Genomic DNA, 26,128 nt, shown 5'->3' with positions numbered 1-26,128 from the left:
CGCAGAATCGGTGAAGCAGCGGATTTTAGCAATTACTGGCGCGAATTGTAGTGGCTTTTCAGTCGAATTGGTTGGGTGCTTATAACCCGGGAGCGCGGAGCCGTTGGTTCTAGGTACTGAGGGCTCCAGCTCCGCTCGGGCGAACACAGGGTTCGCCCCTACTGCCTACTGTAGGAGCGGCCCGTGGCCGCGATCGGGCTGCGCCATGTGCCACAGCGTGCTCATAGCAGCGCCCGCAGCGCGTACAGCTTCTCCAGCGCCTGCCGCGGCGTCAGGTCGTCCGGGTCCAGTTCCTCCAGTGCCTCCACCGCCGGGTGGCTGGGGGCGCCGAACAGGTCCACCTGCTGGGGGGAGGCGGGGGCCGGCTGCGGTTCCGGGTGGACCTCCGGCCCGCGCGGGCGAACACAAGCTTCGCCCCTACGGTTCGGCGCTTCCGTACCGGATTCCAGCGCCGCCAGGCGCTGTTTCGCCTCTACCAGCACCTCCCCGGGAATGCCGGCCAGCTTGGCCACCTGCAGGCCGTAGCTCTTCGACGCCGGGCCCTCCTGGATGCGGTGCAGGAAGACGATGCCGTCGCCGTGCTCTGTGGCGTCCAGGTGGATATTGGCCGCCTGCGGGCACTGGCTCGGCAGGTCGGTCAGCTCGAAATAGTGGGTCGCGAACAGTGTGAAGGCGCGCACCTTGTCCGCCAGGTAGTGGGCGCAGGCCCAGGCCAGGGACAGGCCGTCGTAGGTGCTGGTGCCGCGGCCGATCTCGTCCATCAGCACCAGGCTGTGCTCCGTCGCATTGCGCAGGATATTGGCCGTCTCGGTCATCTCCACCATAAAGGTGGAGCGGCCGCCGGCCAGGTCGTCGGCGCTGCCGATGCGGGTGAAGATGCGGTCCAGCAGGCCTATTCTGGCCTGGTCCGCCGGCACATAGCTGCCCACATGGGCCAGCAGCGCGATCAGCGCCGTCTGGCGCATATAGGTGGATTTACCGCCCATGTTGGGGCCGGTGATCACCAGCATGCGGCGGTCGTCCCGCAGCTCTATATCGTTGGCGACGAAGGGCTCGTCCAGCACCTGTTCCACCACCGGATGGCGGCCGGCACTGATATGCAGGCCCGGCTCTGTGCCCAGCTCGGGGCGGCACAGGCGCAGGTTGTCGGCGCGCTCCGCCAGGCAGGCGAGCACGTCCAGCTGCGACACGCCGGCGGCGGCGGTCTGCAGTTCCGCCAGGGACTGGTTCAGCTGGTCGATCAGCTCCTCGTACAGGGCCTTCTCCCGCGCCAGAGCGCGGCTCTTGGCGGACAGCGCTTTGTCCTCGAACTCCTTCAGTTCGGGGGTAATGAAGCGCTCGGCATTCTTCAGGGTCTGGCGGCGGATATAGTCCGCCGGCGCCTTGTCGCTCTGGCCGCGGCTGATCTCGATAAAGTAGCCGTGTACGCGGTTGTAGCCCACCTTGAGGGTTGGGATGCCGGTGCGCTCCTTCTCCCGCTGTTCCAGCTGCACCAGGTAGTCACCGGCGTTCTCGCTAATCGCGCGCAGCTCGTCCAGCTCGCTGTCGTAACCCTCGGCGATTACGCCGCCGTCGCGGATCACCACCGGCGGGTTCTCCACCAGGGCCCGCTCCAGCAGCTCGACGGTTTCCGGCCACTGGCCTATCTCCCGCGCCAGCTCCTGCAGCAGCACCGCGTCGGTCTCCGCCAGCTGCCGCTGTATTTCCGGGAACTGCGCCAGGGACTGGCCGAGGCGCGCCAGGTCCCGCGGGCGCGCGGAGCGCAGGGCCAGGCGACCGAGGATGCGCTCCATATCGCCCACCGGCTTCAGCGCGTCGCGCAGCGGCTCGAAGCGGTAGCCGTCGATCAGCGCGGCCACGGCGTCCTGGCGGTTGTTCAGTGTGGTCAGCTGGCGCAGCGGGTTGTTCAGCCAGCGGCGCAGCAGGCGGCTGCCCATGGCGGTCTTGCAGCTGTCGAACACCGACAGCAGGGTGTTTTCGTCGCCGCCGGTCAGGTTCTGGTCGATTTCCAGATTGCGGCGGGAGGCGCCGTCCAGGGCCACGGTCTCGTCGCTGCTCTCTGTCTGCAGACTGCGGATATGGGGCAGCTCGGTGCGCTGGGTGTCGCGGGCGTACTGCAGCAGGCAGCCGGCGGCGATGATGGCGGCGTGCATATGGCTGCAGCCAAAGGCCTCCAGGTTCAATGTGCCGAACTGCTGATTCAGCAGGCGCAGGGCGGTTTCCAGCTCGAATTCCCACGGTGCGCGGCGGCGCAGGCCGGGGCGGCGCTCGATGTCCACCGGCAGGGCCAGGTCCTCCGGCGCCAGCAGCTCCGCCGGGCTGTGGCGCTGCACCTGCTCCGCCAGCGCCTCCAGGCTGTCCACCTCCTGCACCACGAAGCGGCCGGTGGCCAGATCCAGCAGTGCCAGGCCGAAGGCGTCGCCCAGCTGTGCGGTGGCCGCGAGCAAATTGTCGCGGCGCTCGTTCAGCAGCGCCTCGTCGGTGACGGTACCGGGGGTGACGATACGCACCACCTTGCGCTCTACCGGGCCCTTGCTCGCCGCCGGATCGCCTATCTGCTCGCAGATGGCCACGGACACGCCCAGTTTGATCAGCCGCGCCAGGTAGCCCTCGGCGGCGTGGTACGGAATACCGGCCATCGGGATCGGCTGGCCGCCGGATTTGCCGCGGGCGGTCAGGGTCACATCCAGCAGCTCGGCGGCCTTCTTGGCGTCGTCGTAGAAGAGTTCGTAGAAGTCCCCCATGCGGTAGAAGACCAGTTCCTGGGGGTGCTGGGCCTTGATGCGCAGGTACTGCTGCATCATGGGGGTGTGTTCGGACTTTTGTGCGGCGGCCGGGCTGGTGTTGGAATTCATTCTACTTCTAGGCTGGATTGCTGTTGCTTGTGGTAGGCATCAGCGCGGCAGAATACCAAAGCGCCTGGAAAATCACTATCTGACCATGGGGTCGACCCGGCCTATAGGGGCAGCAAGGGCCCGCCGTGGGTGGCCCCCGGGTCCGGGTCACGGATTTCCCCGGGCGCCATAGCCGCGCGACTGACAGCCTCGGTCAATACTCTACTCTAACGGTGCGGATTCTTGCCGGTGCGCCGCTCGGCGTCGTAAAGCAAGCCGTGGCGGGCGGAATAGAAGTGCCAGGTAATGAGCAGGCAGATAACGTAAAAGGCGAAAAAGCACCACAGGGCGGCCAGGGGGGTTCCAGTCAGCTCGATCGAAGAGCCGTACGCCTTGGGAATAAAGAATGCGCCGTACGCGGCGATGGCGCTGGTGAAGGCAATGATGGCGGCGCTCTCCCGGTCGGTCTGTTTCTGCCGTTCCGCGGCGGACAGATTCGGCATCAGGCGGGGGATCTCCCTGCCCATGATGACCGGAATCATCTGGAAGGTGGACGCATTGCCCACACCGGTGAGAAGGAACAGGGCCATAAAGCACATAAAGAAGCCCCAGAAGGCTCCGGGCATCTGGTTGTTCATAAGGAAATAGATGACGCCGGCAACGGCGACAATCATCAATGCAAAGGTCCAGAAAGTGACCCGTGCTCCGCCATATTTATCGGCGGCCCAGCCGCTGCCGGCGCGGCTTAAGGCGCCGACAAGGGGGCCCAGGAATACCAGCTTCAGCGCATCCACGTCCGGGAACTGTAGCCGCGTCAGCAATGGAAAGCCTGCGGAATAGCCGATGAAGCTGCCAAATGTGCCGGTATAGAGAATGCACATCAGCCAGTTGTGCTTGCGTTTGAATATGATGGCCTGATCGCTGAAGCTGGCGCGGGCGTCGGCTATATCGTTCATGCCGAACCAGGCTGCCGCCGTAGAGGCAATAATCAGGGGTACCCAGATAAACCCCGCATTTTGCATCCACAGCAGAGTGCCGTCGTCGGCTTTCTGTGGGGCGCCGCCCACTATGCCGAAGACGCCAACGGTAATCACCAGCGGCACCAGGAATTGCATGAGCGACACGCCGAGATTTCCCAGCCCCGCATTCAATGCCAGCGCGTGCCCTTTTTCCTTTTTCGGGAAAAAGAACGCGATGTTCGCCATCGAAGAGGCAAAGTTGCCGCCACCGAAGCCGCACAGGAGGGCGAGAATCAGGAAAATCAGAAATGGAGTCTCTGGATCTTGTACCGCGTAGCCCATGCCGAGCGCCGGAATCAGGAGCGAGGCGGTCGACAGTGTCGTCCACAGGCGTCCACCGAAGATGGGTACCATAAAGCTGTAAAAAATCCGCAGCGTGGCCCCGGACAGACCGGGCAGGGCCGCGAGCCAGAACAGCTGGGCGGAGTTGAAGTCGAATCCGATGGCCGGCAGGCGGGCGACCACTACCGACCAGACCATCCACACCGCAAACGCGAGCAGCAGCGCCGGGATCGAGATCCACAGGTTGCGGCGGGCAATGGCGCGGCCCCGGGTTTCCCAGAATTCAGGATCTTCGGGGCGCCAGTCCACCAGTACCCGTTCGTCGCCGGCGCGCTCCATTTCCGGGCGCATCGCTTCCGCCGGCGGTGCCATTTCCCCCTCCACAGCGCGGCGCTCTTCCGCGCGGATGGCAAAATGCATCCAAACCAGCGACAACACCACGATGATAAACAGGATGGCGAAACAGCTGGTATAAATACCCGTGAGATCGAGCGCGACGCCGAAGATGATCGGCAGGATAAAGCCACCCAGACCGCCGATCATGCCGACGAGCCCTCCCACGGAGCCGACGTGCCCGGGGTAGTACATCGGAATGTGCTTGTAGACCGCCGCCTTCCCGAGACTCATAAAAAAACCGAGCGCGAACAAGGTCACAACGAAAGGCCAAAGCCCCATTTCGGTGGTCAGTGTCAGCGGCCCGCGCTTGGTTTCGATAATGTATTGCGTCGGCGGGTAGGAAAGCATGAACAGCAATACCAGCGACAAACCGAAGGTCCAGTACATGACGGACCGCGCACCAATGCGGTCCGAGAGGTGCCCCCCGTAAGCGCGGAAGAGCGAGGCCGACAGTGAAAAGGCAGCGGCGCACATGCCGGCTGTGCGCACATCCACTTCGTATACTTCGACCAGATAGTGCGGCATCCAAAGCGCTAGCGCGACGAAACCACCGAATACGAAGAAGTAGTAGAGTGAAAAACGCCACACCCGAATATTATCCAGGGGCTTGAACTGCTGCGCGAAGCTGGGCGGTTTGCTATCCGATGACCGCGCGGCAATCAGCTTTGGGTCGTCCTTCGCAAACAGATAAAATACAATGGCCATCAGTGCCAGACCGGCTGCCCAGACATGCGCCACGGCGTGCCAGCCGTAAGCCACGAGAATGAAGGGCGCTACAAACTTCGTCACCGCCGCCCCCACATTGCCGGCGCCGAAAATACCCAGGGCGGTGCCCTGGCGTTCCGCTTCATACCATCGCGATACATAGGTCACGCCGATGATGAAGGAGCCCCCGGCAAGGCCGATACCCAGTGCGGCGACGAGATACATCGGGTAGGTGGAGGCGAGTGTCAGCAGCCACGTGGCGACGGCCGTGAGCAGCATCTGTAGCGAGAATACGATGCGGCCGCCATAGCGCTCAGTCCATATGCCGAGAATCAGGCGGCTGACGGAGCCGGTCAGGATCGGCGTGGCCACCAGCACGCCGAACTGAGAATCACTCAGATCCAGTTCTTTCTGGATTGCAATGCCGATGATCGAGAATATCGTCCAGACCGCAAAGCAGGCGGTAAACGCGATGGTGCTGAGGCTCAGCGCGCGGACCTGATCCGATCTCGATACGGCCGCTAGTGAATCCATGGTGAACCCTCCCTATCGAAGCACCCGGCTCAGGGAATCAGAAGGTATAAGGTGATCAATAGGCAGGCCACGGTCACTATCGCCCAGACAAGCGGCCAGAGTCGCCGTTTTTGCGGCGTCACCGACACCGTTTGCATCGGGTCCTGCCCCTGTTGATCCGGGCCATAGGACTCGTCGCGGGTGGCGTGCAGTTCTGGGTTCAGCTGCGTTTCCTCGGGCGGTTTTTTCTCACTCATGGGGGAGTCGCTCACTTTCCATGGCCTCGGGATCGAGTTGTACGCCCTCGATACTGGCGCGGCGCGCCAGTGCGAGGATGTAATGCGATGCGGCAGTCACCCAGGCCCTCGCTTCCAGCATGTCGAAGATTTTGTCCCTGGCCAGCTCGAACGGCAGCGTCTGTCCGCAGATCCTGCGCTGCAAGCGGATCAGGTGCCAGCCGAAGCGGCTGCGAATCGGCTGCCGGGTCGTGCGCCCCTCGGGCAGGGCTTCCAGGGCGTCGTGCAGGGCCGGCTCGAGTTCGCCGCGCCGCACCTGGCCCAGGGCGCCGCCCTGCGGGGCGGTGGGGCAGCGGGACAAAGCCTTCGCCGCTTCGCTAAAACGCCGCGCATCGTCGCCCACCTCGGCGGCGAGGGCGCGGGCCGTCTGCTCCGCATCCCGCCAGCCGTTCTCGCCATCCTCACCGGGTTCGATCAGAATGTGAGCGGCCTCGAACAGGTCCGGTGTTCGGAAGCGGTGGATGTGGCAATCATAGTATCGGCGGCACTCCTCCTCACTGATGCTCGCCGGCGGCAGCTGTCGCTCCAGCAGGGTACGCACTCTGGCGTCGTCGTCGGTCTCGATGCGGCCGGCCGCGTCATATTCCGGTTCAGCCTCGATCTGCTGCCTGGCCGCTTCCTGCAGCAGCAGCTCTCTAATCGCCAGGGCCCGGGCCGCGTTTCGCCATGCGGTTTCGCCGTTATCGGCGGGATGATTCTGCATCTCGCGCGCGATCTGCTCCGCGGTAATTTCCACGTCGTTGACACGCACCCTGCCGAAAGAGGGCATAGGAGTCGGCGCCTGCCTTGCGGGTGTCCCGCAGCCACCGGTCTCACACATGGACGGTAGAGCGGGCGGCGGATGTGGTTCCGATGTCGAAGCCGGCGTTATGTCTACATAGCGTATGGCGCTGTCTTTGCTCATTGCCCGCGCTCACTTCGTTGTCGTAGGCGTGGAGCCGCCGGTGTCCGGCCTGACGGGCGCCGGCACGGGGGTGCTTGCTTTTCGACCCAGCCGCCTTGAACGGACGACCTGATAACCCGGCCGCAACAGGTACCAGATGGGCGCACTCCAGATATGCACCAGGCGTGAAAACGGCGTGACCAGGAACAGCGTCAATCCGAGCACAATATGCAGCTTGTACACGAGCTGCGCGTCGATGATCAGGTCGGCGGCCTGAGGGTTAAAGGTGATTACCCCCTGCGCCCAGCCCATGAACAACACCATCGCGCTGCCATCCAGGTGGTCGATGGTCCAGACGGTGGTCGCCAGTCCGAGAAACAGCTGCAGCCAGAGTAAAACCAGTACCAGAATATCGCCGACCGATGAGCTCCGCCGCACTCTCGCGTCGAACAGCCGGCGATGCAGCAGCATACTGCAGCCGATAAACGCGAGCACACCGGCGATACCGCCCACCACCAGCGCCATTATCTGTTTGAAGCCGTGGCTGATGCCAAAATAGTCGAAAAAACCGATGGGCGTGAGCAGGCCGACAAAGTGGCCGAACAGCAGGATCAAGACCCCGAGGTGAAACAGGTTGGATCCGACCATCATTTGCCTGCGGCGCAGGAATTGAGACGACTGGGATCGCCAGCTGTACTGTCCTTTGTCGAAACGTATGATGCTGCCGAGTATCAGCACGGTGAGGGCTACATATGGATACCAGCCGAACAGTAAATAGTTGATGACGCCGTCCATGGGGATATCTCTCAGGTGTCTCTCGATGTAATGATCAATTTGCCGGCGGCCTTCAGCCTTGAAATGACGTCCTGTGCCGGCCGGTCCTGACTGGCCGCCATAAAGGTCACCGGCGGTTCTTCCCAGTTGTCATCGATGGAGTCCGTTCTGGCTTCCCGCCCCCGTGCCAGAAGCTCCCGAACCGACTCGGGGTCGGGTTTTTTCCCGGCCAGGCAGAGCAGTGCGTGGAAGAGGCCCGCATACTCCGATTCCCGTTCGTCGAGCCGCGTCATCAGTGCGGCGAATACATGCGCCGGTTGCGAAAGCCAGTCAGTGGCCTCGTTCTCCGGCAGGCAGGAGGCAAACTCCAGAAACATCGGGATGAAATCGGGCAGCTCGTCGCGCACGATGAAAAAGCCGCGCTCTGTGTACTCCTCGCCAAGATCGATCATGGCCTGGCCGCGTTCGCGATTTTCTCCGTGAATATGTTCGAAAAAGTGCAGCGAGAAAGTGCGGGAACTGTCAAACAGTGCCGAGTAATCGAGCTGCAATTCCAGCAGCGGGCGCCGTTCAAATTTCTGCAGCAGCGGCTCGAGGCGGGCCAGGGCGTCAGAGGGCAGTAGCGCATCGGCTTCTAGTGCCTCCCGCACCTCGGAAATATGCGCCTGCAGTGTCTCTCTGGGGTAATCCATCAGAAGCGCCAGAGCGCGTAGCGTTCTTCTCATCAGGGGACATCCGTGTAGGGTTTCCGGGGCATGCGTTTTGGTCCGCCGAATACATCCCTGTGCTTGCTCCTGCCATTGCGCGGCTCGGTGAACCCGAAACCCGTCGAGCCCCGCAGCTGGTAGGCGTTTTCGTCAGATTCCCGGTGGTTGGTGGGAATGACATAGCGGTCCTCGTAGGCGGCGAGGGCCATATAGCGGTACATGGTCTCAATGGTGGCGCCGCTGAGGCCTACGCTCTGTGGGATCTTCTCGTCCGTCACGCCATCTACGGTCTTGGCGCGCATGTAGGCGCGCATCGCCAGCATTCGCTCCAGCGCCCTGGCAATCGGTGCCTCATCGCCGGCGGTCAGCAGATTGGCGAGGTAGCGCAGCGGGATACGCAGAGATTGCACATCGGGCATGCCGTGATTGACGGCGAGCCTGCCGGCTTCCGCTGCGGACTGGATTGGAGACAGCGGCGGTATGTACCACACCATGGGCAGGGTGCGATATTCCGGGTGGAGCGGGAAAGCGACCTCCCAATCCATCACCATCTTGTACACCGGAGACCTTGCCGCCGCATCTATCCAGGCCTGGGGTACGCCATCCCGACGCGCCTGCCGCTGTACCTCGGGATCGTGCGGGTCGAGGAAAATGCCCCGCTGCGCTGGGTAGAGATCTTTTTCATTCTCGACCGCGGCGGCGTCCTCGATCCGGTCCGCATCGTACAACAGTACGCCGAGATAGCGGATTCGGCCGACGCAGGTTTCCGAGCAGACGGTTGGCATACCGGCTTCGATACGGGGGTAGCAGAAAATGCATTTTTCGGATTTTCCGCTAGACCAGTTGTAGTAGATCTTCTTGTACGGGCAGCCGGATACGCACATGCGCCAACCGCGACATTTATCCTGATCGATGAGGACTATGCCGTCCTCTTCCCGCTTGTAAATAGCGCCGGAAGGGCAGGAGGCGACACAAGAGGGGTTGAGGCAGTGTTCGCACAGCCGCGGGAGGTACATCAGGAAAGTCTGTTCGAACTGGCTGTAGATTTCTTTTTCTACGCCCGAAAAGTTGTAGTCCCTGGAGCGTTTGCTGAACTCTCCGCCCAGATCATCCTCCCAGTTTCCGCTCCACTCGATCTTTGTCAAAGCCTCTCCGGTAACCAGAGATCGGGGTTTTGCGGAGGGCTGTGCCTGTAGTTCCGGCGCCTTTTGCAGCCAGTCGTATTCAAAAGTGTAGGGTTCGTAGAAGTCATCTATCTCCGGGAGGTCAGGATTTGCGAAAATATTGGCCAGAAGCCGCCATTTTGACCCGGCCCGGGGCTGCAGCTTGCCGTTCTTTTTACGAATCCAGCCGCCATTCCAGCGATCCTGGTTTTCCCAGTCCTTGGGATAGCCGATGCCAGGCTTCGATTCGACGTTGTTGAACCACGCGTACTCGACCCCCTCGCGGTTGGTCCATACGTTTTTGCAGGTGATCGAGCAGGTGTGGCAGCCAATACACTTGTCGAGGTTCAACACCATCCCGATCTGCGCTCGGATTTTCATCGCACCGTCCTGTGCCTCAGTGAGTCGAGATTGAATTCCATGTCTTTTTCCACTGCTGGGCTCTGAAGGGCATGCGCGCGGCAGATGCCCGGCTTTTACGTCTCGAGGGTTTTCACTTCCTTGTCGAACCAGTTTATCTCGCTCATTTTGCGGATAATCACAAACTGATCCCGGTTTGCGCCGACGGTGCCGTAGTAATTAAAGCCGTATGCCAGCTGGCAGTAGCCGCCGATCATATGCGTGGGTTTCATGTTTACCCGGGTCACGGAGTTGTGAATTCCGCCGCGCTGACCGGTAATCTCTGAGCCGACGGTGTTTACAATCTTTTCCTGGGCGTGGTACATGATGGCCGAGCCGGGCATGATGCGCTGCGAGACAACGGCGCGCGCTGTCAGGGCACCGTTGATATTGAAGGCTTCAATCCAGTCGTTGTCCTCGATGCCCGCCTTCTCGGCGTCGATCTCGCTGATCCAAACCACCGGGCCGCCGCGGTTTAGGCTCAACATGATCAGGTTTTCGGTGTAGGTGGAGTGGATGCCCCACTTCTGGTGCGGCGTCAGGATGTTCAGCTGAATTTCCGGGTTGCCATTGGGTATTTTCCCCAGCACCTGTTTGACCGAGCGGGTGTCTATGGGCGGGCGCCAAGTGACGAACCCTTCCCCGAAAGCGAGCATCCAGGCGTGGTCCTGGTATAAGTGCTGCCGCCCGGTCAGTGTGCGCCAGGGAATCAGTTCGTGGACATTGGTCCAGTTGGAGGTATAGGAAACATGTTCGCTCTCGATACCGGACCAGGTGGGGGAAGAGATGATTTTTCGCGGCTGGGAGATAACATCGCGAAAGCGGATCTTCTCCTCTTCCTTGCCTTCGGCCAGGTGTGCATGGTCGCGGCCGGTGAATTTTCCCAGGGCCTGCCAGGCTTTGACGGCGACTTCTCCATTTGTCTCCGGCGCCAGCATCAGGATGGTTTCACAGGCGTCTATTTCGGTTTCGATTTTCGGGCGGCCGGCGCAGTCGCCGGCGGCGATAGTTCCGTTGAGCTTGGCCAGGTTGGCGATTTCGCTGTCGGTATTCCAGTTCAGGCCCTTGCCGCCGTTACCATTCGCCTCCAGTTGCGGGCCCAGGGAGATGAAACGCTCGTAAGTGGCGGGATAGTTCCGCTCAACCAGGGTCACATTGGGCATGGTGCGTCCCGGAACGGGTTCGCATTCGCCGCGCTTCCAATCCCTGGGGTGATAGGGCTGTGCGATTTCCTCAGGGGTGTCGTGGAGGATCGGGGTCAGTACCAGATCCTGTTCGACTCCGAGGTTTTCCGGGCAGACTTCGGAAAACTTCTTGGCAATGCTTTTGAAAATATCCCAGTCGCTGCGACACTCCCAGACCGGGTCTACCGCCGCGGTCAGCGGGTGAATGAACGGGTGCATGTCCGAAGTGTTCAGGTCGTGCTTTTCATACCAGGTCGCCGTCGGCAGGACTATGTCGCAGTAAAGGCTGGTGGTCGACATTCTGAAGTCGATATTGACCATCAGGTCCAGCTTGCCGGTGGGTGCCTCGTCGTGCCAAGTCACTTCCGTGGGGCGCTCATTGCCGGAGCCGTTTTCGGTGCCCACCACGCCGTGTAGGGAGCCGACGAAGTGCTTGAGAAAGTACTCGTGCCCCTTGCCGCTGGCCCCCAACACATTGGAGCGCCAAAAGAACATATTGCGCGGCCAGTTCTGCGGGTTGTCCGGATCCTCGCAGGCAAAGGCGAGCTCTCCGGACTTCAACAGTTCCGGGATGGCCTCCCGGGGAGAGGAGCCGGCTTCCTTGAGCCGTTTGGCCAGGTGCAGTGGGTTGGTCTGCAGCTGTGGCGCCGAGGGGAGCCAGCCCATGCGCTCGGCGCGCACGTTGTAGTCGATCATCGCGTGGTTCCAGTCACCCTCCGGTGCGAGCGGTGACAGGATGTCGGAGATCTTCAACGATTCGTAACGCCATTGATCCGTGTGGGCATAGAAGAAGGAGGTGCCGTTCATATGGCGGGGCGGGCGGCTCCAGTCGAGCCCGAAGGCCAGCGGTAACCACCCGGTTTGTGGGCGCAGCTTTTCCTGGCCGACATAGTGCGCCCAGCCTCCGCCGGACTTGCCGACACAGCCGCACATGATCAGCAGCGCGATGATGCCGCGATAGCTCATGTCCATGTGGTACCAGTGATTCAGACCGGCGCCCAGAATCACCATGGAGCGACCTTCAGTGATCTCCGCATTGGTGGCGAACTCGCGCGCGACATGAATGATTTTGTCGCGTTCTACACCGCAAACGGACTCGGCCCAGGCGGGGGTGAAAGGTATGTCATCGTCGTAGCTCCGCGCTACGTCGCTGCCGCCAAAGCCCCGATCGACGCCGTAGTTGGCGAGAAAGAGGTCAAATGTCGACGCAACGCGACAGGGCCCTTCCTTCAGGTCGATGGTTGCAACCGGTACCGTCCGCTCGAGGATTGTATCGTGCCCGGTTGCGACGAATGTCTCGGGCGCGTCGGCGCCAAAATAGGGGAAGGCGACGGCCTCCCTGCGCTCGGCGATATCCGCAAGGCTGAGTCGCAGCCGGGTTTCCCGGCCCCGGCCATCCTTTTCCTCCAGGTTCCACTTGCCCGGTTGACCCCAGCGGAATCCGGCGCTGCCGGTGGGGCTGACAATTTCGCCGCTGATTTCGTCGTAGGCGACCGGCTTCCAGTCCGGATTGTTGGTTTCGCCCAGTGCGTCGGTAAAGTCGGCGGCTCTCAGCAGACGGTCTGGCACCAGGCGGCCATCGCGTTCGACCAGCTTTACCAGAAAGGGCAGATCGGTATAGCGCCTGGCATAGTCGATGAAATAGGGCACCTGCCGCTTCACATAAAATTCGGACAGAACCACATGGCCAAGGGCCAGGGCCAAAGCGGCATCCGTGCCCTGTTTGGGGTGCAGCCACAGGTCGGCAAACTTAGAGGCTTCGTTGTAGTCGGGGGAGATGACTACGCTCTTGGTGCCCTTGTAGCGCACCTCAGTATAGAAGTGGGCGTCCGGAGAGCGCGTCTGGGGGACGTTGGAGCCCCAGACAAGCAGGTAGCCGGCGTTGTACCAGTCGGCACTTTCGGGAACATCGGTCTGCTCGCCCCAGGTTTGGGGTGAGGATGGGGGAAGATCGCAATACCAATCATAAAAACTCAGCAGCACGCCGCCGATCAGCGACAGGTAGCGACTGCCGGCGGCGTAGGAAATCATCGACATCGCCGGAATCGGCGAGAAGCCGGCCACCCTGTCCGGCCCGTATTTTTCAATGGTATAGGCGTTGGCGGCGGCAATCAGCTCGGTGACTTCATCCCAGTCAACCCGCACGAAACCGCCGCGGCCCCGGCGCGATACCCAGCTCTGGCGGGTGGGGGGCTCCTCGACGATGGAACGCCAGGCCGCGACCGGCGTTTTGCTGGCCCGGGCGGCGCGCCAGGCTTCGATCAGCTGTGCGCGCACCAGCGGGTATTTCACCCGTGCGCCAGAATAGAGGTACCAACTGTAACTGGCGCCGCGGGGACAACCGCGCGGCTCGTGATTGGGGAGGTCGGCGCGTGTGCGCGGGTAGTCGGTTTGCTGGGTTTCCCAGGTGACGATGCCGCCTTTGACATAAATTTTCCAGGAGCAGGACCCGGTGCAGTTGACGCCGTGGGTCGAGCGCACGATTTTATCCGCGGCCCAACGCCTGCGATAAGCGTCCTCCCAGTCGCGCGACTCATCGGTGGCGATGCCGTGCCCGGCGGCGAAGGGTTCTGCGTGTTGACGGAAGAACGTCAGGCGGTCGAGAAAGTGACTCATCGGGAGCCCATCCTTGGGATCGTGCTTTTGGCGATGAATAGTCAACGTAGTTTTGGCTCTGGAGGCTGTCAAATCGGGCTTTCCGGGAGATCGAATGTGTGCGCGCGATGCGACCCGGCAGAGGATGCCGGCGACATTTCGCGGCGAAGGGGCTCTGGTTCCGGGCTTCCGGCGGGGCGCTTTCCCGGCCTCCATTGAAGGCGCTATCCTTGCCGTTTGCTCAAATGGAGGCAGGTAATGGGGGATGAACTGGAGATCTCCGCGCTGGCGCAGTCGCTCGGCGAGGAGTTGGAAAAGCGCGGCTGGCGCGCCACTGCGGCGGAGTCCTGCACCGGCGGCGGCATCGCCGCGGCCATCACTTCGGTGCCGGGCGCCTCCAACTGGTTCGACGGTTCGCTGGTCAGCTATGCCAACCGCATCAAGCGCGACATGCTGGCGGTATCGGGGGAGGACCTGGACACCTTCGGCGCAGTCAGTGAGCAGGTGGCGCGGCAGATGGCCAGCGGCGTGCTGGCGATGATGGATGCCAATATCGCGGTCGCGGTCAGTGGGATCGCCGGCCCCGAGGGCGGCAGCGAGGAGAAGCCGGTGGGCACCGTGTGGATCGCCTGGGCGCATTCGGTCGGACAGGAGCCGGTGGATATCGACGCCCGGTGTTTTCACTTCGAGGGCGACCGCGCGGCGATCCAGCGGCAGACGGTGGCCGCGGCGCTGAAGGGGATGCTCGAGCTGGTGCGGGCGCATCCGCTGTAGCCGATTACTGGTTGCTTATACAGTAATCCTTCGCTAAGCTTGCCCCCAATCAACAACATTCACGTACACGGGAAGGGTCATGGATTCCAACAAAGACAAGGCACTGCAGGCGGCGCTGTCTCAGATCGAGCGCCAGTTCGGCAAGGGTACTGTGATGCGCATGGGGGACAAGGGGCGCGAGCGCATTCCGGCGATCTCCACCGGCTCCCTGGGTCTGGATGTGGCCCTGGGCATCGGCGGCCTGCCCCGCGGCCGTATCGTCGAGATCTACGGTCCGGAATCCTCCGGTAAGACCACCCTGACCCTGCAGGTGATCGCCGAGGCCCAGCGCAAGGGCGGCACCTGTGCCTTCGTCGACGCCGAACACGCGCTGGATCCCATCTATGCCGAAAAACTGGGCGTCAATGTGGACGAGCTGATCGTGTCCCAACCGGACACCGGCGAACAGGCCCTGGAAGTGGCCGATATGCTGGTGCGCTCCGGCGCCGTGGATGTGCTGGTGGTCGACTCTGTGGCGGCCCTGACCCCGCGCGCCGAGATCGAGGGTGAGATGGGTGACTCCCACGTGGGTCTGCAGGCGCGTCTGATGTCCCAGGCCCTGCGCAAGCTGACCGGCAATATCAAGAACACCAATACCCTGTGTATCTTCATCAACCAGATCCGCATGAAGATCGGCGTGATGTTCGGCTCCCCGGAGACCACCACCGGCGGCAACGCCCTCAAGTTCTACTCCTCCGTGCGCCTGGATATCCGCCGCATCGGCTCTGTCAAAGAGGGCGACGAGGTGGTGGGCAACGAGACCCGCGTCAAGGTGGTCAAGAACAAGGTGGCGCCGCCGTTCAAACAGACCGAGTTCCAGATCATGTACGGCGAGGGTATCAACCTGCTCGGCGAGATCGTCGACTACGGCGTCAAGCTGGGCCTGGTGGACAAGGCCGGCGCCTGGTACAGCTACAAGGGCGACAAGATCGGCCAGGGCAAGGCCAACGCGGTGAAATTCCTGAAGGAAAACCCGGATATCCGCAATGAGATCGAGGGCCAGTTGCGCGCGCAGATGCTGGGCGACGTGGTGGCCCAGCCCGAAGAGGTCGCAGAGGCCCCGGAAGAGTAAGTGTCTTCCGCGGACGCCCCCTCCAGCACAGAAGCGGCTCAGGCGCTTTTCGGCGCGGCGCTTGAGCTGCTCGCCCGCCGCGAGCATTCGCGCTTCGAATTGAAGCAGAAGCTCGCGGACAGGTTCCCCGGCGCCGATTTCGATGCGCTCTTCGAGCGCCTGCAGTCTCTCAACTATCAGTCCGACCGGCGTTTTGCCGAAGTCTTTGCCCGCTCCCGGCTGCAGCGCGGCCAGGGGCCGCTGCGCATCCGCCGCGAGCTGCAGCAGCGCGGAATCGACAACCGCCTGGCGGAGGACGCCCTGGCGCAGCTGCAGGCGGACTGGTTCGCGCTCGCCGCGCAGCAGTTGCAGCGCAAGTTCCGCAGGCCGATCGATGCGGCGCTGCCGCGCGAACAGCAACTCAAGGAGCGCGCGCGGCGCAGCCGCTATCTCGCCTACCGCGGTTTCCCCGCCGATGCCATCCACTGGGCGCTGGACGCGGAGGAGCCCGGCTTATACTCTGACCCGTAGCAGCCCCGCTGGCATGGCTCCGGTCCGCCAGTGGCGGCCTTTTGGAAGCAGAGAATAAGAACGAGCACTCCAGATGATCTTGTCCATCGACCAGGGCACCACCGGCACCACTGCCTTCGTCTTCGATACCAGCGGCACCCTGATCGGCCGCAGCTACTCCGAACTCCCGAATTACTACCCCAAACCCGGCTGGGTTGAGCAGAAAGCCGACGAGATCTGGCAGGTCAGCCTGCGCGTCTGTGCCGCGGCGCTGGAGCGCGCGGGTATCGAGGCGTCGCAGCTGGCCGCGGTGGGCATTACCAACCAGCGGGAAACGACCATCCTGTGGGACAGGGAGAGCGGCGAGCCAGTGTGCCCCGCCATCGTCTGGCAGTGTCGCCGCTCGGCGGATATCTGCTCGGAGCTGGTTGACGCAGGCAGGACCGAGTGGCTGCGCGACAGAACCGGCCTGCTGCCCGACGCCTACTTTTCCGCGAGCAAGTTGCAGTGGCTGTTCCGCAACCAGCCGGAACTGTTGCGGCGCGCCCGCGCCGGCGCGCTCTGTTTCGGCACCGTGGACAGCTGGCTAATATGGAAGATGAGCGGCGGTCGCGCCCATCTGACCGACCACACGAATGCCAGCCGCACCCTGCTGTACAACCTCGACAACAAGGACTGGGATCCGGAACTGCTGGCGCTGTTCGGCTGCCCCGAGTCCCGCGGGGCGGGCCTGCTGCCGGAGATAAGGCCGTCCGCCGGCCATTTTTCCGACACAGACCCGGAATCCTTCCTCGGCGCGCGGATCCCTATTTGCGGCGTGGCCGGAGACCAGCAGGCCGCACTCTTCGGCCAGGGCTGTACACGCCCCGGCGACATCAAGAACACCTACGGCACCGGCTGCTTTATGCTCGCCTATGCAGGCAGCGAGCGGCCGCAGCCGCCACAGGGGCTGCTCGCCACCATCGCCTGCGATGCCGGCGGGCAACCCGCCTACGCGGTGGAGGGAGCCGTATTCACCGCCGGTTCCGCGGTGCAGTGGCTGCGCGACGAGATGGGGCTGATCCAGCAGGCGGCGGAAACCGAGATGATCGCCCAGGGCGTGCCCGACACCCGCGGCGTCTACCTGGTGCCCGCGTTCAGCGGACTCGGCGCCCCGCACTGGGATTCCTCGGCCCGCGGCACCATCTGCGGCCTCAGCCGCGGCACCGGCCGCGCCGAACTGGTGCGCGCCACCCTGGAATCAATTGCCTACCAGAGTGACGAACTGGCGCGCCTGATGGGCGACGCGCTGGCGCTGCCGATCAGTCATATGCGCGTCGACGGCGGCGCCAGCGCCAACAATTTCCTGATGCAGTTCCAGGCGGATATCTCCGCCCTGCGGGTGGAGCGCCCGCGGCAGATTGAGTCGACGGCGGTGGGGGCGGCGCTGCTGGCGGGTATCGGTGCCGGCATCTGGCGGGCCGGTGATCTGCCGGAGAGCCTGCTGGAAATAGAGCGCGACTTCCTGCCGCAAATGGCCGCAGCGCGGCGCGAGCAGCTGCTCGCCGGCTGGCGCCGGGCGGTTGCTGCCTGCCGGGCATTTTGAGCCAGTCGTCCTATTCTCTTATTAATCCGGCGCAAAAATCGTCGCCGCGTGCAATAAGTGGAGGTGGATCCGATGTCCGTCAACGAAGAGTTGCAGAACACGATAACCGATATGGTGGACGGCCGCCGCGGCATACTGGCCGCCGACGAGAGCAGCGGCACCATCGCCAAGCGGTTTGAGTCGATCGGAGTCGAGTCGACGGAGGAGAGCCGGCGTTTCTACCGCGCCGCGCTCTTGTCCACCGAGGGACTGGGCGAATACGTCAGCGGTGTGATCCTGTTCGAGGAGACGCTCGCGCAGGCCGATGATGCGGGCAGGCCGCTGCCCGAACTGGCGTCGGCGCAGGGCATAGTGCCCGGCATCAAGGTGGACAAGGGCAAGGGGCCGCTGGCGGGCAGTCCCGGCGATATGATCACCTACGGTCTCGACGGGCTCGCCGAGCGGCTGGCGGGCTACAAGGCGCAGGGGGCGCGCTTCGCCAAGTGGCGGGAGGTCTATCCGGTCAGCCCGCACAACCCGACCCGGCTCGGCCTGTCGGCAAACGCGGAGATGCTGGCGCGCTACGCGGCGGTCTGTCAGTCCCTGGGGGTGGTGCCGATCGTCGAGCCGGAGGTGCTGATGGATGGCGACCACGATATAGAGCGCAGCGCCGAGGTGAATGAACAGGTGTGGCACTCGGTGTTCCACGCCCTGCACCGGCACGGCGTCCGGCTCGAGTGGATGATTCTGAAGCCGAGTATGGTGACCCCGGGAAAAGACAGCGCCAAGGCCCCGCCGCAACAAGTAGCCGAATACACAATGCGCAGCCTGCGCCGCGCGGTGCCGGCGGCGGTGCCCAGTATCAATTTCCTGTCCGGAGGGCAGGGGCCGGAGGAGGCCACCGCCAACCTGAATGCGCTCAACCAGCTGTGGCATGCGCCCTGGCAGCTGAGCTTTTCCTACGGCCGTGCGCTGCAGGAGCCGGCGCTCAAGGCCTGGCGGGGCGATGCCGAAAACGGTCCGGCCGCGCAGCAGGCGCTGTTGAAGCGGGCGCGCCTCAATCACCTGGCGATGCTGGGCGAATACCGGGAGTCCATGGAGCGGGAATAACCCGATCGCCGAACACCGAATAACAAGAGGGGGAGAGCAATGGAGTTTGTCACTCGCGGAAACCGCCTGCACTACCGGCGCTGGTGGGTTGAGAAGGCGCTCGGCGTCGTGGTTATCGCCCACGGCCTCGGCGAACACAGCGGCCGCTACCGATCGCTGGCGCGCGACCTGAACCGCGCGGGCTTCAGCGTCTATGTGCCGGACCACTTCGGCCACGGCCAGTCCGAGGGCAAGCGCGGGCATATCGACGACTTCGCCCACTACAGCGAAGACCTGCACCACTTTATCCGTCTGGTGAAACGCGACAACCCGGGGACCGGCCTGCACCTGCTGGGGCACAGTATGGGCGCCGTGGTCGCCTGTGGCTGCGCCGTCCGCTACGGGGGAATCGACAGCCTGATCCTGTCCGCACCGGGCTTCCGCGGCTACACAGAGCCCCGGGGCCTGGAGCTGTGGCTGCTGCGGCGTCTGGCAAAGCTGGCCCCGCGCCTGACGCTGCCCAACCGGCTGGATGCCGGCCTGATCTGCCGCGATCGGGCCGTGGTCGAGGCCTACAGGGGCGACGAACTGGTGCACGGGCGGGTGTCGCTGCGCTGGTTCGAGGCGTTTCTGCGCGAGCGGGATTACCTCTACCCGCGTCTGGGGCAGATCGCCGAGCCCTGTCTGATGCTGTTGCCCGAAGGCGACCGCCTGGTGGACGCGGCCACAGGGCGCGCCTGGTTTGAGCGTCTGGGCAGCGACGTGAAGCGGCTGCACGCTTTCCCCGGGGCCTATCACGAGGTGTTCAACGAGGTGGAGGAGGGCCCCCGCGCGCGCGAACTGCTGCTCGAGCACCTGCGCGCCAGGTTGCCGGCGGAGGAAGCCGCCACTTCCGCCTGAGCGGTCCGCGGGGGCGCCGCAGAAGCTGCTGCGCATACGGTGAAAAACCCCATCAACCGTTGTACTATACGCGGTCATTTTTGACCCCGGGCACTGGGCCGCGGGGTTTTGTGGGGTGGAAGATGGACAAGAAGTTGCTGAGCCTGTTGGTTTGCCCGGTGAGCAAGGCGCCGCTCGAGTACCGCGAGGAGACCCAGGAACTGGTGTGCAAGGCGAGTGGCCTGGCCTATCCGGTGCGCGATGGCATCCCGGTGATGCTGGAATCCGAGGCGCGGCCGCTGACCGCCGAGGAAAAGCTGGAAAAGTAGCGATCATGTCCCAGTCGTCGCCTGAGCCCAGCGTTTTCAGCCGGATCATCGCCGGCGAGATTCCTGCCGAGCGCGTCTACGAAGACGAGCAGTGCATCGTGATCGAAGACCGTGCGCCACAGGCCCCGACCCACCTGCTGATCATCCCGCGCAAACCGCTGGTCAACCTGTCCGACGCGGAAGCCGGCGACAAGCCGCTGCTCGGCCACCTGATGTGGGTGGCCGCTGAGCTGGGCAGGAAGCTGGGGCTCGAGGGCTTCCGCCTGGTGGTCAACAACGGCCGCAGCGCTGGACAGACGGTCTTCCACCTGCATATCCACCTGCTGGCACAGAAGACGATGCCGGAGCAGAGCCTGGGCGCGGGCTGACAAGGCGCAGTTTGGTACGCGGCCGGGCGGAGGCGCCGCGGCCATGTGCTGCGGTGGGACTGGCGCAACAGGAGCCGGATCGAACAAGCCCCGGCCTCGCCGTGATGGCAAGCGGAGGCTTACTGCTTGCATAACCGATTTAATTTGATTAACGAAGTGGAATTACGCCGGATGAAGAGCGCACAGATTCGCGACGCCTTTCTGAATTACTTTGCCGAGCAGGGCCATACCATAGTGCCCTCCAGTTCCCTGGTGCCGGGCAACGACCCGACCCTGTTGTTCACCAATGCCGGCATGGTGCAGTTCAAGGACACCTTCCTCGGCCAGGAGCAGCGGCCCTACAACCGCGCGGTCAGCTCCCAGCGCTGCGTGCGCGCCGGCGGCAAGCACAACGACCTGGAAAACGTCGGCTACACTGCGCGCCACCACACCTTCTTTGAGATGCTGGGCAACTTCAGCTTCGGCGACTACTTCAAGCGCGAGGCCATCCGCTTTGCCTGGGAATTCCTGACCAAGGTGCTGGAACTGCCGGAGGAGCGCCTCTGGGTGACCGTGCATATCAGCGACGACGAGGCGGCGGATATCTGGCTGAAGGAAGTGGGTGTCAGCGCCGAGCGCTTCTCGCGCCTGGACGAGGACAACTTCTGGCAGATGGGCGATACCGGCCCCTGCGGCCCCAGCTCCGAGATCTTCTACGACCACGGCGCAGACGTGCCCGGCGGCCCGCCCGGATCCGACAACGACGATCTGGACCGCTATATCGAGATCTGGAACCTGGTGTTTATGCAGTACGAGCGCACCGCCGACGGCGAGCTGCACCCGCTGCCCAAGCCCTCGGTGGATACCGGCATGGGCCTGGAGCGTATCGCCGCGGTGATGCAGGGGGTGCACTCCAACTATGAGATCGACCTGTTCCAGGCGCTGCTGAAGGCGGCCGGCCGGGTCGTCGGCTGCGACGACCTGGAAGAGAAGTCTCTGCGCGTGATCGCCGACCATATCCGCTCCTGTTCTTTCCTGATCGCCGACGGCGTCATGCCCTCCAACGAGGGGCGCGGCTTTGTACTGCGCCGTATCATCCGCCGCGCCGTGCGCCACGGCCACAAGCTGGGCCACAAGGAGATCTTCTTCTACAAGCTGGTGGAGGCGCTGGCGGAGCAGATGGGCGATGCCTATCCGGAACTGCGCGAGAAACAGCAGATTATCGAAAACGCCCTGCGCAAGGAGGAGGAGCAGTTCGCCAAGACCCTGGACAAGGGCATGGCGCTGCTCGAGGATGCCCTGGCCTCCCTCGAGGGCACAGAGATTCCCGGTGAGTTGGTCTTCACCCTGCACGACACCTACGGCTTCCCCACCGACCTGACCCAGGATATCGCCCGCGAGCGGGGCCTGAGCCTGGATATGGCCGGTTACGAAAAGGCCATGCAAGCGCAGCGCGAGCGCGCGCGTGCCGCCGGCAAGTTCAAGCAGGATTACAGCGGTGCCCTGGACCTCCCGGGGGCCACCGAGTTTGTCGGCTACGAGACCACCGCCGCCGAGGGCACAGTGGTCGCGATAGTCCGGAACGGCGAGCAGGTGCAGCGGCTGGAAGAGGGCGAAGAGGGCGCTGTCGTTCTGGATAGCACCCCCTTCTACGCCGAGTCCGGCGGCCAGGTGGGCGACTGCGGCTATCTGAGCGCCGGCTCCAATCGGTTTGAAGTACGCGATTGCACCAAGCAGGGGGCGCACCACCTGCACACCGGCAAGGTGCTGGGCGGCGCCATCGCCGTGGGCGACAGGGTCGACGCGGAGGTGTCCGCAGACGTGCGCCAGGCGACGGCCCTGAACCACTCCGCCACCCACCTGCTGCATGCGGCGCTGCGCCGGGTGCTCGGCGAGCATGTGACGCAAAAGGGCTCGCTGGTGGACTCCGAGCGCCTGCGTTTCGACTTCTCCCACCCGGAGGCGGTCACCGCCAAGCAGCTGCACGCGGTGGAGTCCCTGGTGAACGCGCAGATCCGCGCCAATACCCCGGTGCGCGTCGAGGAGACAGATATAGAAACCGCCAAGCGCAAGGGCGCCATGGCCCTGTTCGGCGAGAAGTACGGCGACACCGTGCGCGTGCTGTCGATGGGAGAAATAGATGACGGCAGCGCCTTCTCGGTGGAGCTGTGCGGCGGTACCCATGTCGCGCGCACCGGTGATATCGGCCTGCTGCGCATCGTCGGCGAGAGCGGTATCGCCTCCGGCCAGCGCCGCATCGAGGCGGTGACCGGCGCCCACGCGCTGGCGCTGTTCGACCAGGCACAGCAGCGCCTGGACCATGTCGCCGCGCTGCTGAAGGTGCGTCCGGACGCGCTGGCGGACAAGGTTGAGCAACTGCTGGCCAACAACCGCAAGCTGGAGAAGGAGGTCGCGCAGCTGAAGACCAAGCTGGCCAGCGGCGCCGGCGGTGACCTCTCCAGCCAGGCGGTGGAAGTGGCGGGGCACAAGCTGCTGGCGGCGTCCGTCGACGGCGCGGATCCCAAGTCCCTGCGCGACCTGGCCGACCAGATGAAAAACAAGCTCGGCAGTGGCGTCGTGCTGCTGGCCGCGCCGGCGGAAGGCAAGGTGGCACTGGTGGCCGCGGTGACCAAGGACCTGACCGGCCGCCTGTCCGCCGGGGACCTGATGCGCTTCGCCGCCGGCAAGCTCGGCGGCAAAGGCGGCGGTCGCGCGGATATGGCTCAGGGCGGTGGTACCGATGTGGCGGCGTTGCCGACGCTGCTGAAGGAGGTGCCGAACTGGGTCGAGGGCTGCTTGCGGGGCGAGTGAGCGGCGATTTGAGGGCCGGGATCTCCGCGCCCCGCGCCGGCGCCCCTCCAGGCTGGTTAATTTCGGTCATTTTGGCGCCAATGGTTGGTTTCGAAGTTGATTTCGCCAAAGTTTGGTGATTTAGTGCGCGGCTCGCGCAAATTGGTACAGCGAGCGCAACGTCCGGGCTTGGCAGTAGTAAGGAAACACTACATCTCATGAGTTTGTTCGTGCAGAAATACGGCGGCACCTCGGTGGGTTCCATCGAGCGCATCGAGGCTGTGGCCGACAAGGTGGCGGCGTTCCGTGCCCAGGGGCACGAGATGGTGGTGGTGCTTTCCGCCATGAGTGGCGAGACCAACCGCCTGATCGACCTCGCCTACCAGATCCAGGAAAAGCCGGATCCCCGCGAACTGGACGTGCTGGTCTCCACCGGCGAGCAGGTGACTATCGCCCTGCTCAGCATGGCGCTGAAGAAGCGCGGCTATGACGCCTGCTCCTATACCGGGGGCCAGGTGAAGATCCTCACCGACAACGCCCACACCAAGGCGCGTATTCAGCGCATCGACGTGGAGCGTATGCGTCGCGATCTGGATGCGGGCAGGGTGGTGGTCGTGGCAGGTTTCCAGGGGGTGGATGAAGAGGGCAATATCACCACTCTCGGCCGCGGCGGCTCGGACACCACCGGTGTGGCACTGGCGGCGGCGCTGAACGCCACCGAGTGCCAGATCTATACCGATGTGGACGGCGTCTATACCACCGACCCGCGGGTAGTGGACAGTGCGCGCCGCCTGGACCGCATTACCTTTGAAGAGATGCTGGAAATGGCCAGTCTCGGTTCCAAGGTGCTGCAGATCCGCGCGGTGGAATTTGCCGGCAAGTACAAGGTGCCGCTGCGCGTGCTCTCCACCTTCGAAGAGGGTGAAGGCACACTGATTAGTCTGGATGAGGAAGACAACGAGATGGAACAGCCAATCGTTTCCGGTATCGCTTTTAACCGCGACGAGGCGAAACTGACCATTCGCGGTGTGCCGGACACTCCCGGCGTCGCCTGCCGTATTCTCGCTCCCATCGGCGCCGAGAATATCGAGGTGGATGTGATCGTGCAGAACATCAGTTCCGTCGATGGCACCACCGACTTCACCTTCACCGTGCACCGCAACGACCTGGCCAAGGCCCGGGACGTGCTGCAGCGGGTAGCGGACGAGTTGGGGGCCAGGGAGGTGGTTACCGATGACAAGATCGCCAAGGTGTCCATCGTCGGTGTCGGCATGCGCTCCCATGCCAATGTGGCGAGCCGCATGTTCAGTGCCCTGGGTGAAGACAATATCAATATTCAGATGATCACCACCTCGGAGATCAAGATCTCCGTGATCATCGACGAGCGCTATCTGGAGCTGGCGGTGCGGGCGTTGCACAGCGAGTTCGAACTGTCGGAGCCCAGGGCTGCGGACGAAAAACTATAACCAGAGTTAAGGCGGCGGTGGGCTTTCCATAGCAATTTGGTCACTTGGCGTGGAGTCCAACCTGTTGAGATTTTGATCGGCTGGTCAATACTCAATAGTGTGATGGGCAGTTTTCGACCTTTTGCGCCGCCGTCCGGTTATTATGACCATAAGTGCAGCTCCAGGGAGTATCCCGCTGCGCTCTATCACAGGATGATCAAGGAGAAGTAGGTAATGTTGATTCTAACCCGCCGGATTGGCGAAACGCTGATGGTTGGTGACAATGTAACGGTTACCGTGCTCGGGGTGAAGGGTAACCAGGTGCGCATCGGTGTCAACGCTCCGAAAGAGGTGGCGGTGCACCGGGAGGAAATCTACCAGCGTATCCAGCGCGAGAAGCAGTCCTCCGAGGAGGGCGGCAACGAGTAGTCGTCGTTGCCGCGGAGAAAAGGCCGGTATCCCCGGCCTTTTTTGTTTTCAGGTGTTGAGGCGCGGGGGAATTTGGCCCTCCGCCGGGGATGCGGCAGCTGGTGTACAGCATCTGTACAATAAGTGCTCTGTAAGAAGCCGGTCGTCAAAAAGTTATTGATTCCCCATTGATTTTTGCCTCGCCGTTGGTATGATGCCGTCCACTTTCAGCGGTCACCCCGCAGTGGTCGACAGCTGATACAAGACCTCTGCGAGGAGGCGCTCCCGGAAGGCGGATGTCGCAGTGGGGAGTGGAAGATTACAAGGTGAGATGGCCGAGTGGCTGAAGGCGCGCCCCTGCTAAGGGCGTATGGGTTAACACTCATCGAGGGTTCGAATCCCTCTCTCACCGCCATCTAAAAAACACCCTCTCTTGAGAGGGTGTTTTTTTTGGCTTCGCGCATCCATGCCGCGGAGTGTCGGAGCCGGAATTTTGGCTCCGCAAACTGCCCCGAAAGTGGCCCTCAAAAAATATTGAGAAAGTGCTTGCGGGGAGAAAGTTGGTCGCTATAATGCGCGCCACCTTCAGCGAAGCCGGCAGCGGATTCGCTGCTTCAGAAAGGCTTTTTGATGGCACTTTCTGAAGTGAAAAAGCTCTCAAAAAGAGCTTGCCAAGGTCGGAGGGGTCGCTATAATGCGCGCCACTTCGAGGGTCGCCGGAAGCGGTGATCCGGAGGTTCCGGGAGGTCTTTAGAGCCCGCTTCGGAAGCCTCAAAAAAGTCTGCAAAAAGCGCTTGCTTCAGCAGATTGGATGTGTAGAATACGCGTCCCACAGTTAAGGCCAGGCGCCTAACTGAGTTGTTTAAAAATTCGATCAAGCAATATGTGTGGGTGCTTGCGGAGCGATGGATCGACACATCTGGCTTCGGCCAGAAAACGATTTATCGGAAGCAAGTAACTCATGTCAATGAATTACGTTTTAATTCCGAGCAAGACTTAAGCCTGATAGGTAGCTGATGTTTAGCTGCCTTGAAGTTCAGGCGACTCTTTAAACTGAAGAGTTTGATCATGGCTCAGATTGAACGCTGGCGGCAGGCCTAACACATGCAAGTCGAGCGCGAAAGCTCCTTCGGGAGCGAGTAGAGCGGCGGAC

At 62.9% G+C, this 26,128-nt stretch carries 19 protein-coding genes, 1 tRNA gene and 1 rRNA gene; 13 read left to right on the top strand and 8 right to left on the bottom strand.

Annotated features, from left to right (window positions below; translation table 11 throughout):
• Positions 1-221 precede the first annotated feature (221 nt).
• The 8 genes from mutS to ACXAF3_RS10270 all read right to left on the bottom strand — a co-directional run bounded on the left by mutS (position 222) and on the right by ACXAF3_RS10270 (position 13,771).
• Positions 222-2,855: a DNA mismatch repair protein MutS gene (gene mutS / locus ACXAF3_RS10305; protein WP_475112211.1), complete on the bottom strand. Its 2,634-nt coding sequence runs from the start codon at positions 2,853-2,855 to the stop codon at positions 222-224.
• Between the two features lie 206 nt (positions 2,856-3,061).
• Positions 3,062-5,770 (bottom strand): nitrate/nitrite transporter, encoded by a 2,709-nt coding sequence (locus tag ACXAF3_RS10300; protein WP_475112210.1) that lies wholly within the window; start codon positions 5,768-5,770, stop codon positions 3,062-3,064.
• Positions 5,771-5,799: 29 nt separating this feature from the next.
• Complete coding sequence (locus ACXAF3_RS10295; protein ID WP_475112209.1) at positions 5,800-6,006, bottom strand: hypothetical protein; 207 nt, start codon at positions 6,004-6,006, stop codon at positions 5,800-5,802.
• The gene (locus ACXAF3_RS10290) at positions 5,999-6,814 is read right to left on the bottom strand and encodes a peptidylprolyl isomerase (RefSeq protein ID WP_475112208.1); all 816 of its coding nucleotides are present in this window, start codon (positions 6,812-6,814) and stop codon (positions 5,999-6,001) included. Before ACXAF3_RS10290 ends, ACXAF3_RS10295 begins: the two co-directional genes overlap by 8 nt.
• A gap of 144 nt (positions 6,815-6,958) precedes the next feature.
• Positions 6,959-7,723 carry a respiratory nitrate reductase subunit gamma gene (gene narI, locus ACXAF3_RS10285; RefSeq protein ID WP_475112207.1) on the bottom strand — a complete coding sequence of 255 codons (765 nt, stop codon included), beginning with the start codon at positions 7,721-7,723 and terminating at the stop codon, positions 6,959-6,961.
• Between the two features lie 11 nt (positions 7,724-7,734).
• Entirely contained in the window at positions 7,735-8,394 is a 660-nt protein-coding gene (gene narJ / locus ACXAF3_RS10280) for a nitrate reductase molybdenum cofactor assembly chaperone (RefSeq protein WP_475112206.1), read from the bottom strand.
• Positions 8,395-8,426: 32 nt separating this feature from the next.
• The gene (narH, locus tag ACXAF3_RS10275) at positions 8,427-9,953 is read right to left on the bottom strand and encodes a nitrate reductase subunit beta (protein ID WP_475112205.1); all 1,527 of its coding nucleotides are present in this window, start codon (positions 9,951-9,953) and stop codon (positions 8,427-8,429) included.
• A gap of 95 nt (positions 9,954-10,048) precedes the next feature.
• The gene (locus ACXAF3_RS10270) at positions 10,049-13,771 is read right to left on the bottom strand and encodes a nitrate reductase subunit alpha (protein WP_475112204.1); all 3,723 of its coding nucleotides are present in this window, start codon (positions 13,769-13,771) and stop codon (positions 10,049-10,051) included.
• Between the two features lie 237 nt (positions 13,772-14,008).
• Here ACXAF3_RS10270 and ACXAF3_RS10265 point away from each other — a divergent pair, with 237 nt between their 5' ends.
• The 13 genes from ACXAF3_RS10265 to ACXAF3_RS10205 all read left to right on the top strand — a co-directional run.
• Positions 14,009-14,524, top strand: coding sequence for a CinA family protein (locus tag ACXAF3_RS10265; RefSeq protein WP_475112203.1), 516 nt, complete (start codon positions 14,009-14,011; stop codon positions 14,522-14,524).
• 79 nt (positions 14,525-14,603) lie between these two features.
• The gene (gene recA / locus ACXAF3_RS10260; RefSeq protein WP_475112202.1) at positions 14,604-15,635 is read left to right on the top strand and encodes a recombinase RecA; all 1,032 of its coding nucleotides are present in this window, start codon (positions 14,604-14,606) and stop codon (positions 15,633-15,635) included.
• Positions 15,636-16,145, top strand: a complete 510-nt coding sequence (locus ACXAF3_RS10255) for a regulatory protein RecX (protein ID WP_475112201.1) — start codon at positions 15,636-15,638, stop codon at positions 16,143-16,145. It begins immediately after the preceding gene.
• A 73-nt stretch (positions 16,146-16,218) separates the two neighbouring features.
• Positions 16,219-17,709 carry a glycerol kinase GlpK gene (gene glpK, locus ACXAF3_RS10250; RefSeq protein ID WP_475112200.1) on the top strand — a complete coding sequence of 497 codons (1,491 nt, stop codon included), beginning with the start codon at positions 16,219-16,221 and terminating at the stop codon, positions 17,707-17,709.
• Positions 17,710-17,781: 72 nt separating this feature from the next.
• Positions 17,782-18,798, top strand: a complete 1,017-nt coding sequence (locus ACXAF3_RS10245; protein WP_475112199.1) for a class I fructose-bisphosphate aldolase — start codon at positions 17,782-17,784, stop codon at positions 18,796-18,798.
• A gap of 39 nt (positions 18,799-18,837) precedes the next feature.
• Positions 18,838-19,677, top strand: coding sequence for a lysophospholipase (locus ACXAF3_RS10240; RefSeq protein WP_475112198.1), 840 nt, complete (start codon positions 18,838-18,840; stop codon positions 19,675-19,677).
• Between the two features lie 122 nt (positions 19,678-19,799).
• Positions 19,800-19,985 (top strand): Trm112 family protein, encoded by a 186-nt coding sequence (locus ACXAF3_RS10235; protein WP_475112197.1) that lies wholly within the window; start codon positions 19,800-19,802, stop codon positions 19,983-19,985.
• A 5-nt stretch (positions 19,986-19,990) separates the two neighbouring features.
• Complete coding sequence (locus ACXAF3_RS10230; protein ID WP_475112196.1) at positions 19,991-20,353, top strand: histidine triad nucleotide-binding protein; 363 nt, start codon at positions 19,991-19,993, stop codon at positions 20,351-20,353.
• A 171-nt stretch (positions 20,354-20,524) separates the two neighbouring features.
• Entirely contained in the window at positions 20,525-23,143 is a 2,619-nt protein-coding gene (gene alaS, locus ACXAF3_RS10225; protein ID WP_475112195.1) for an alanine--tRNA ligase, read from the top strand.
• A gap of 197 nt (positions 23,144-23,340) precedes the next feature.
• Entirely contained in the window at positions 23,341-24,588 is a 1,248-nt protein-coding gene (locus tag ACXAF3_RS10220; protein ID WP_475112194.1) for an aspartate kinase, read from the top strand.
• 213 nt (positions 24,589-24,801) lie between these two features.
• Entirely contained in the window at positions 24,802-24,996 is a 195-nt protein-coding gene (csrA, locus tag ACXAF3_RS10215) for a carbon storage regulator CsrA (RefSeq protein WP_091391203.1), read from the top strand.
• 304 nt (positions 24,997-25,300) lie between these two features.
• A tRNA-Ser gene (locus tag ACXAF3_RS10210) sits at positions 25,301-25,390 on the top strand.
• Positions 25,391-26,025: 635 nt separating this feature from the next.
• Positions 26,026-26,128: ribosomal RNA gene (locus ACXAF3_RS10205) — 16S ribosomal RNA — on the top strand; the annotation flags it as partial.

Source organism: Microbulbifer sp. ABF4_143 (assembly GCF_056160225.1).
Note: the sequence above shows the minus strand (reverse complement) of the source record. Positions and strands in the feature narration are given on the sequence as shown.

Bases quoted from the DNA above. Each gene is read 5' to 3' on its own strand.
- ACXAF3_RS10220 (WP_475112194.1), top strand. From the start codon at position 23,341: ATGAGTTTGTTCGTGCAGAAATACGGCGGCACCTCGGTGGGTTCCATC.
- narJ (WP_475112206.1), bottom strand. From the start codon at position 8,394: ATGGATTACCCCAGAGAGACACTGCAGGCGCATATTTCCGAGGTGCGG.
- ACXAF3_RS10235 (WP_475112197.1), top strand. From the start codon at position 19,800: ATGGACAAGAAGTTGCTGAGCCTGTTGGTTTGCCCGGTGAGCAAGGCG.
- narH (WP_475112205.1), bottom strand. From the start codon at position 9,953: ATGAAAATCCGAGCGCAGATCGGGATGGTGTTGAACCTCGACAAGTGT.
- ACXAF3_RS10300 (WP_475112210.1), bottom strand. From the start codon at position 5,770: ATGGATTCACTAGCGGCCGTATCGAGATCGGATCAGGTCCGCGCGCTG.
- ACXAF3_RS10265 (WP_475112203.1), top strand. From the start codon at position 14,009: ATGGGGGATGAACTGGAGATCTCCGCGCTGGCGCAGTCGCTCGGCGAG.
- ACXAF3_RS10295 (WP_475112209.1), bottom strand. From the start codon at position 6,006: ATGAGTGAGAAAAAACCGCCCGAGGAAACGCAGCTGAACCCAGAACTG.
- glpK (WP_475112200.1), top strand. From the start codon at position 16,219: ATGATCTTGTCCATCGACCAGGGCACCACCGGCACCACTGCCTTCGTC.
- ACXAF3_RS10240 (WP_475112198.1), top strand. From the start codon at position 18,838: ATGGAGTTTGTCACTCGCGGAAACCGCCTGCACTACCGGCGCTGGTGG.
- csrA (WP_091391203.1), top strand. From the start codon at position 24,802: ATGTTGATTCTAACCCGCCGGATTGGCGAAACGCTGATGGTTGGTGAC.
- ACXAF3_RS10290 (WP_475112208.1), bottom strand. From the start codon at position 6,814: ATGCCCTCTTTCGGCAGGGTGCGTGTCAACGACGTGGAAATTACCGCG.
- recA (WP_475112202.1), top strand. From the start codon at position 14,604: ATGGATTCCAACAAAGACAAGGCACTGCAGGCGGCGCTGTCTCAGATC.
- narI (WP_475112207.1), bottom strand. From the start codon at position 7,723: ATGGACGGCGTCATCAACTATTTACTGTTCGGCTGGTATCCATATGTA.
- alaS (WP_475112195.1), top strand. From the start codon at position 20,525: ATGAAGAGCGCACAGATTCGCGACGCCTTTCTGAATTACTTTGCCGAG.
- ACXAF3_RS10245 (WP_475112199.1), top strand. From the start codon at position 17,782: ATGTCCGTCAACGAAGAGTTGCAGAACACGATAACCGATATGGTGGAC.
- ACXAF3_RS10270 (WP_475112204.1), bottom strand. From the start codon at position 13,771: ATGAGTCACTTTCTCGACCGCCTGACGTTCTTCCGTCAACACGCAGAA.
- mutS (WP_475112211.1), bottom strand. From the start codon at position 2,855: ATGAATTCCAACACCAGCCCGGCCGCCGCACAAAAGTCCGAACACACC.
- ACXAF3_RS10230 (WP_475112196.1), top strand. From the start codon at position 19,991: ATGTCCCAGTCGTCGCCTGAGCCCAGCGTTTTCAGCCGGATCATCGCC.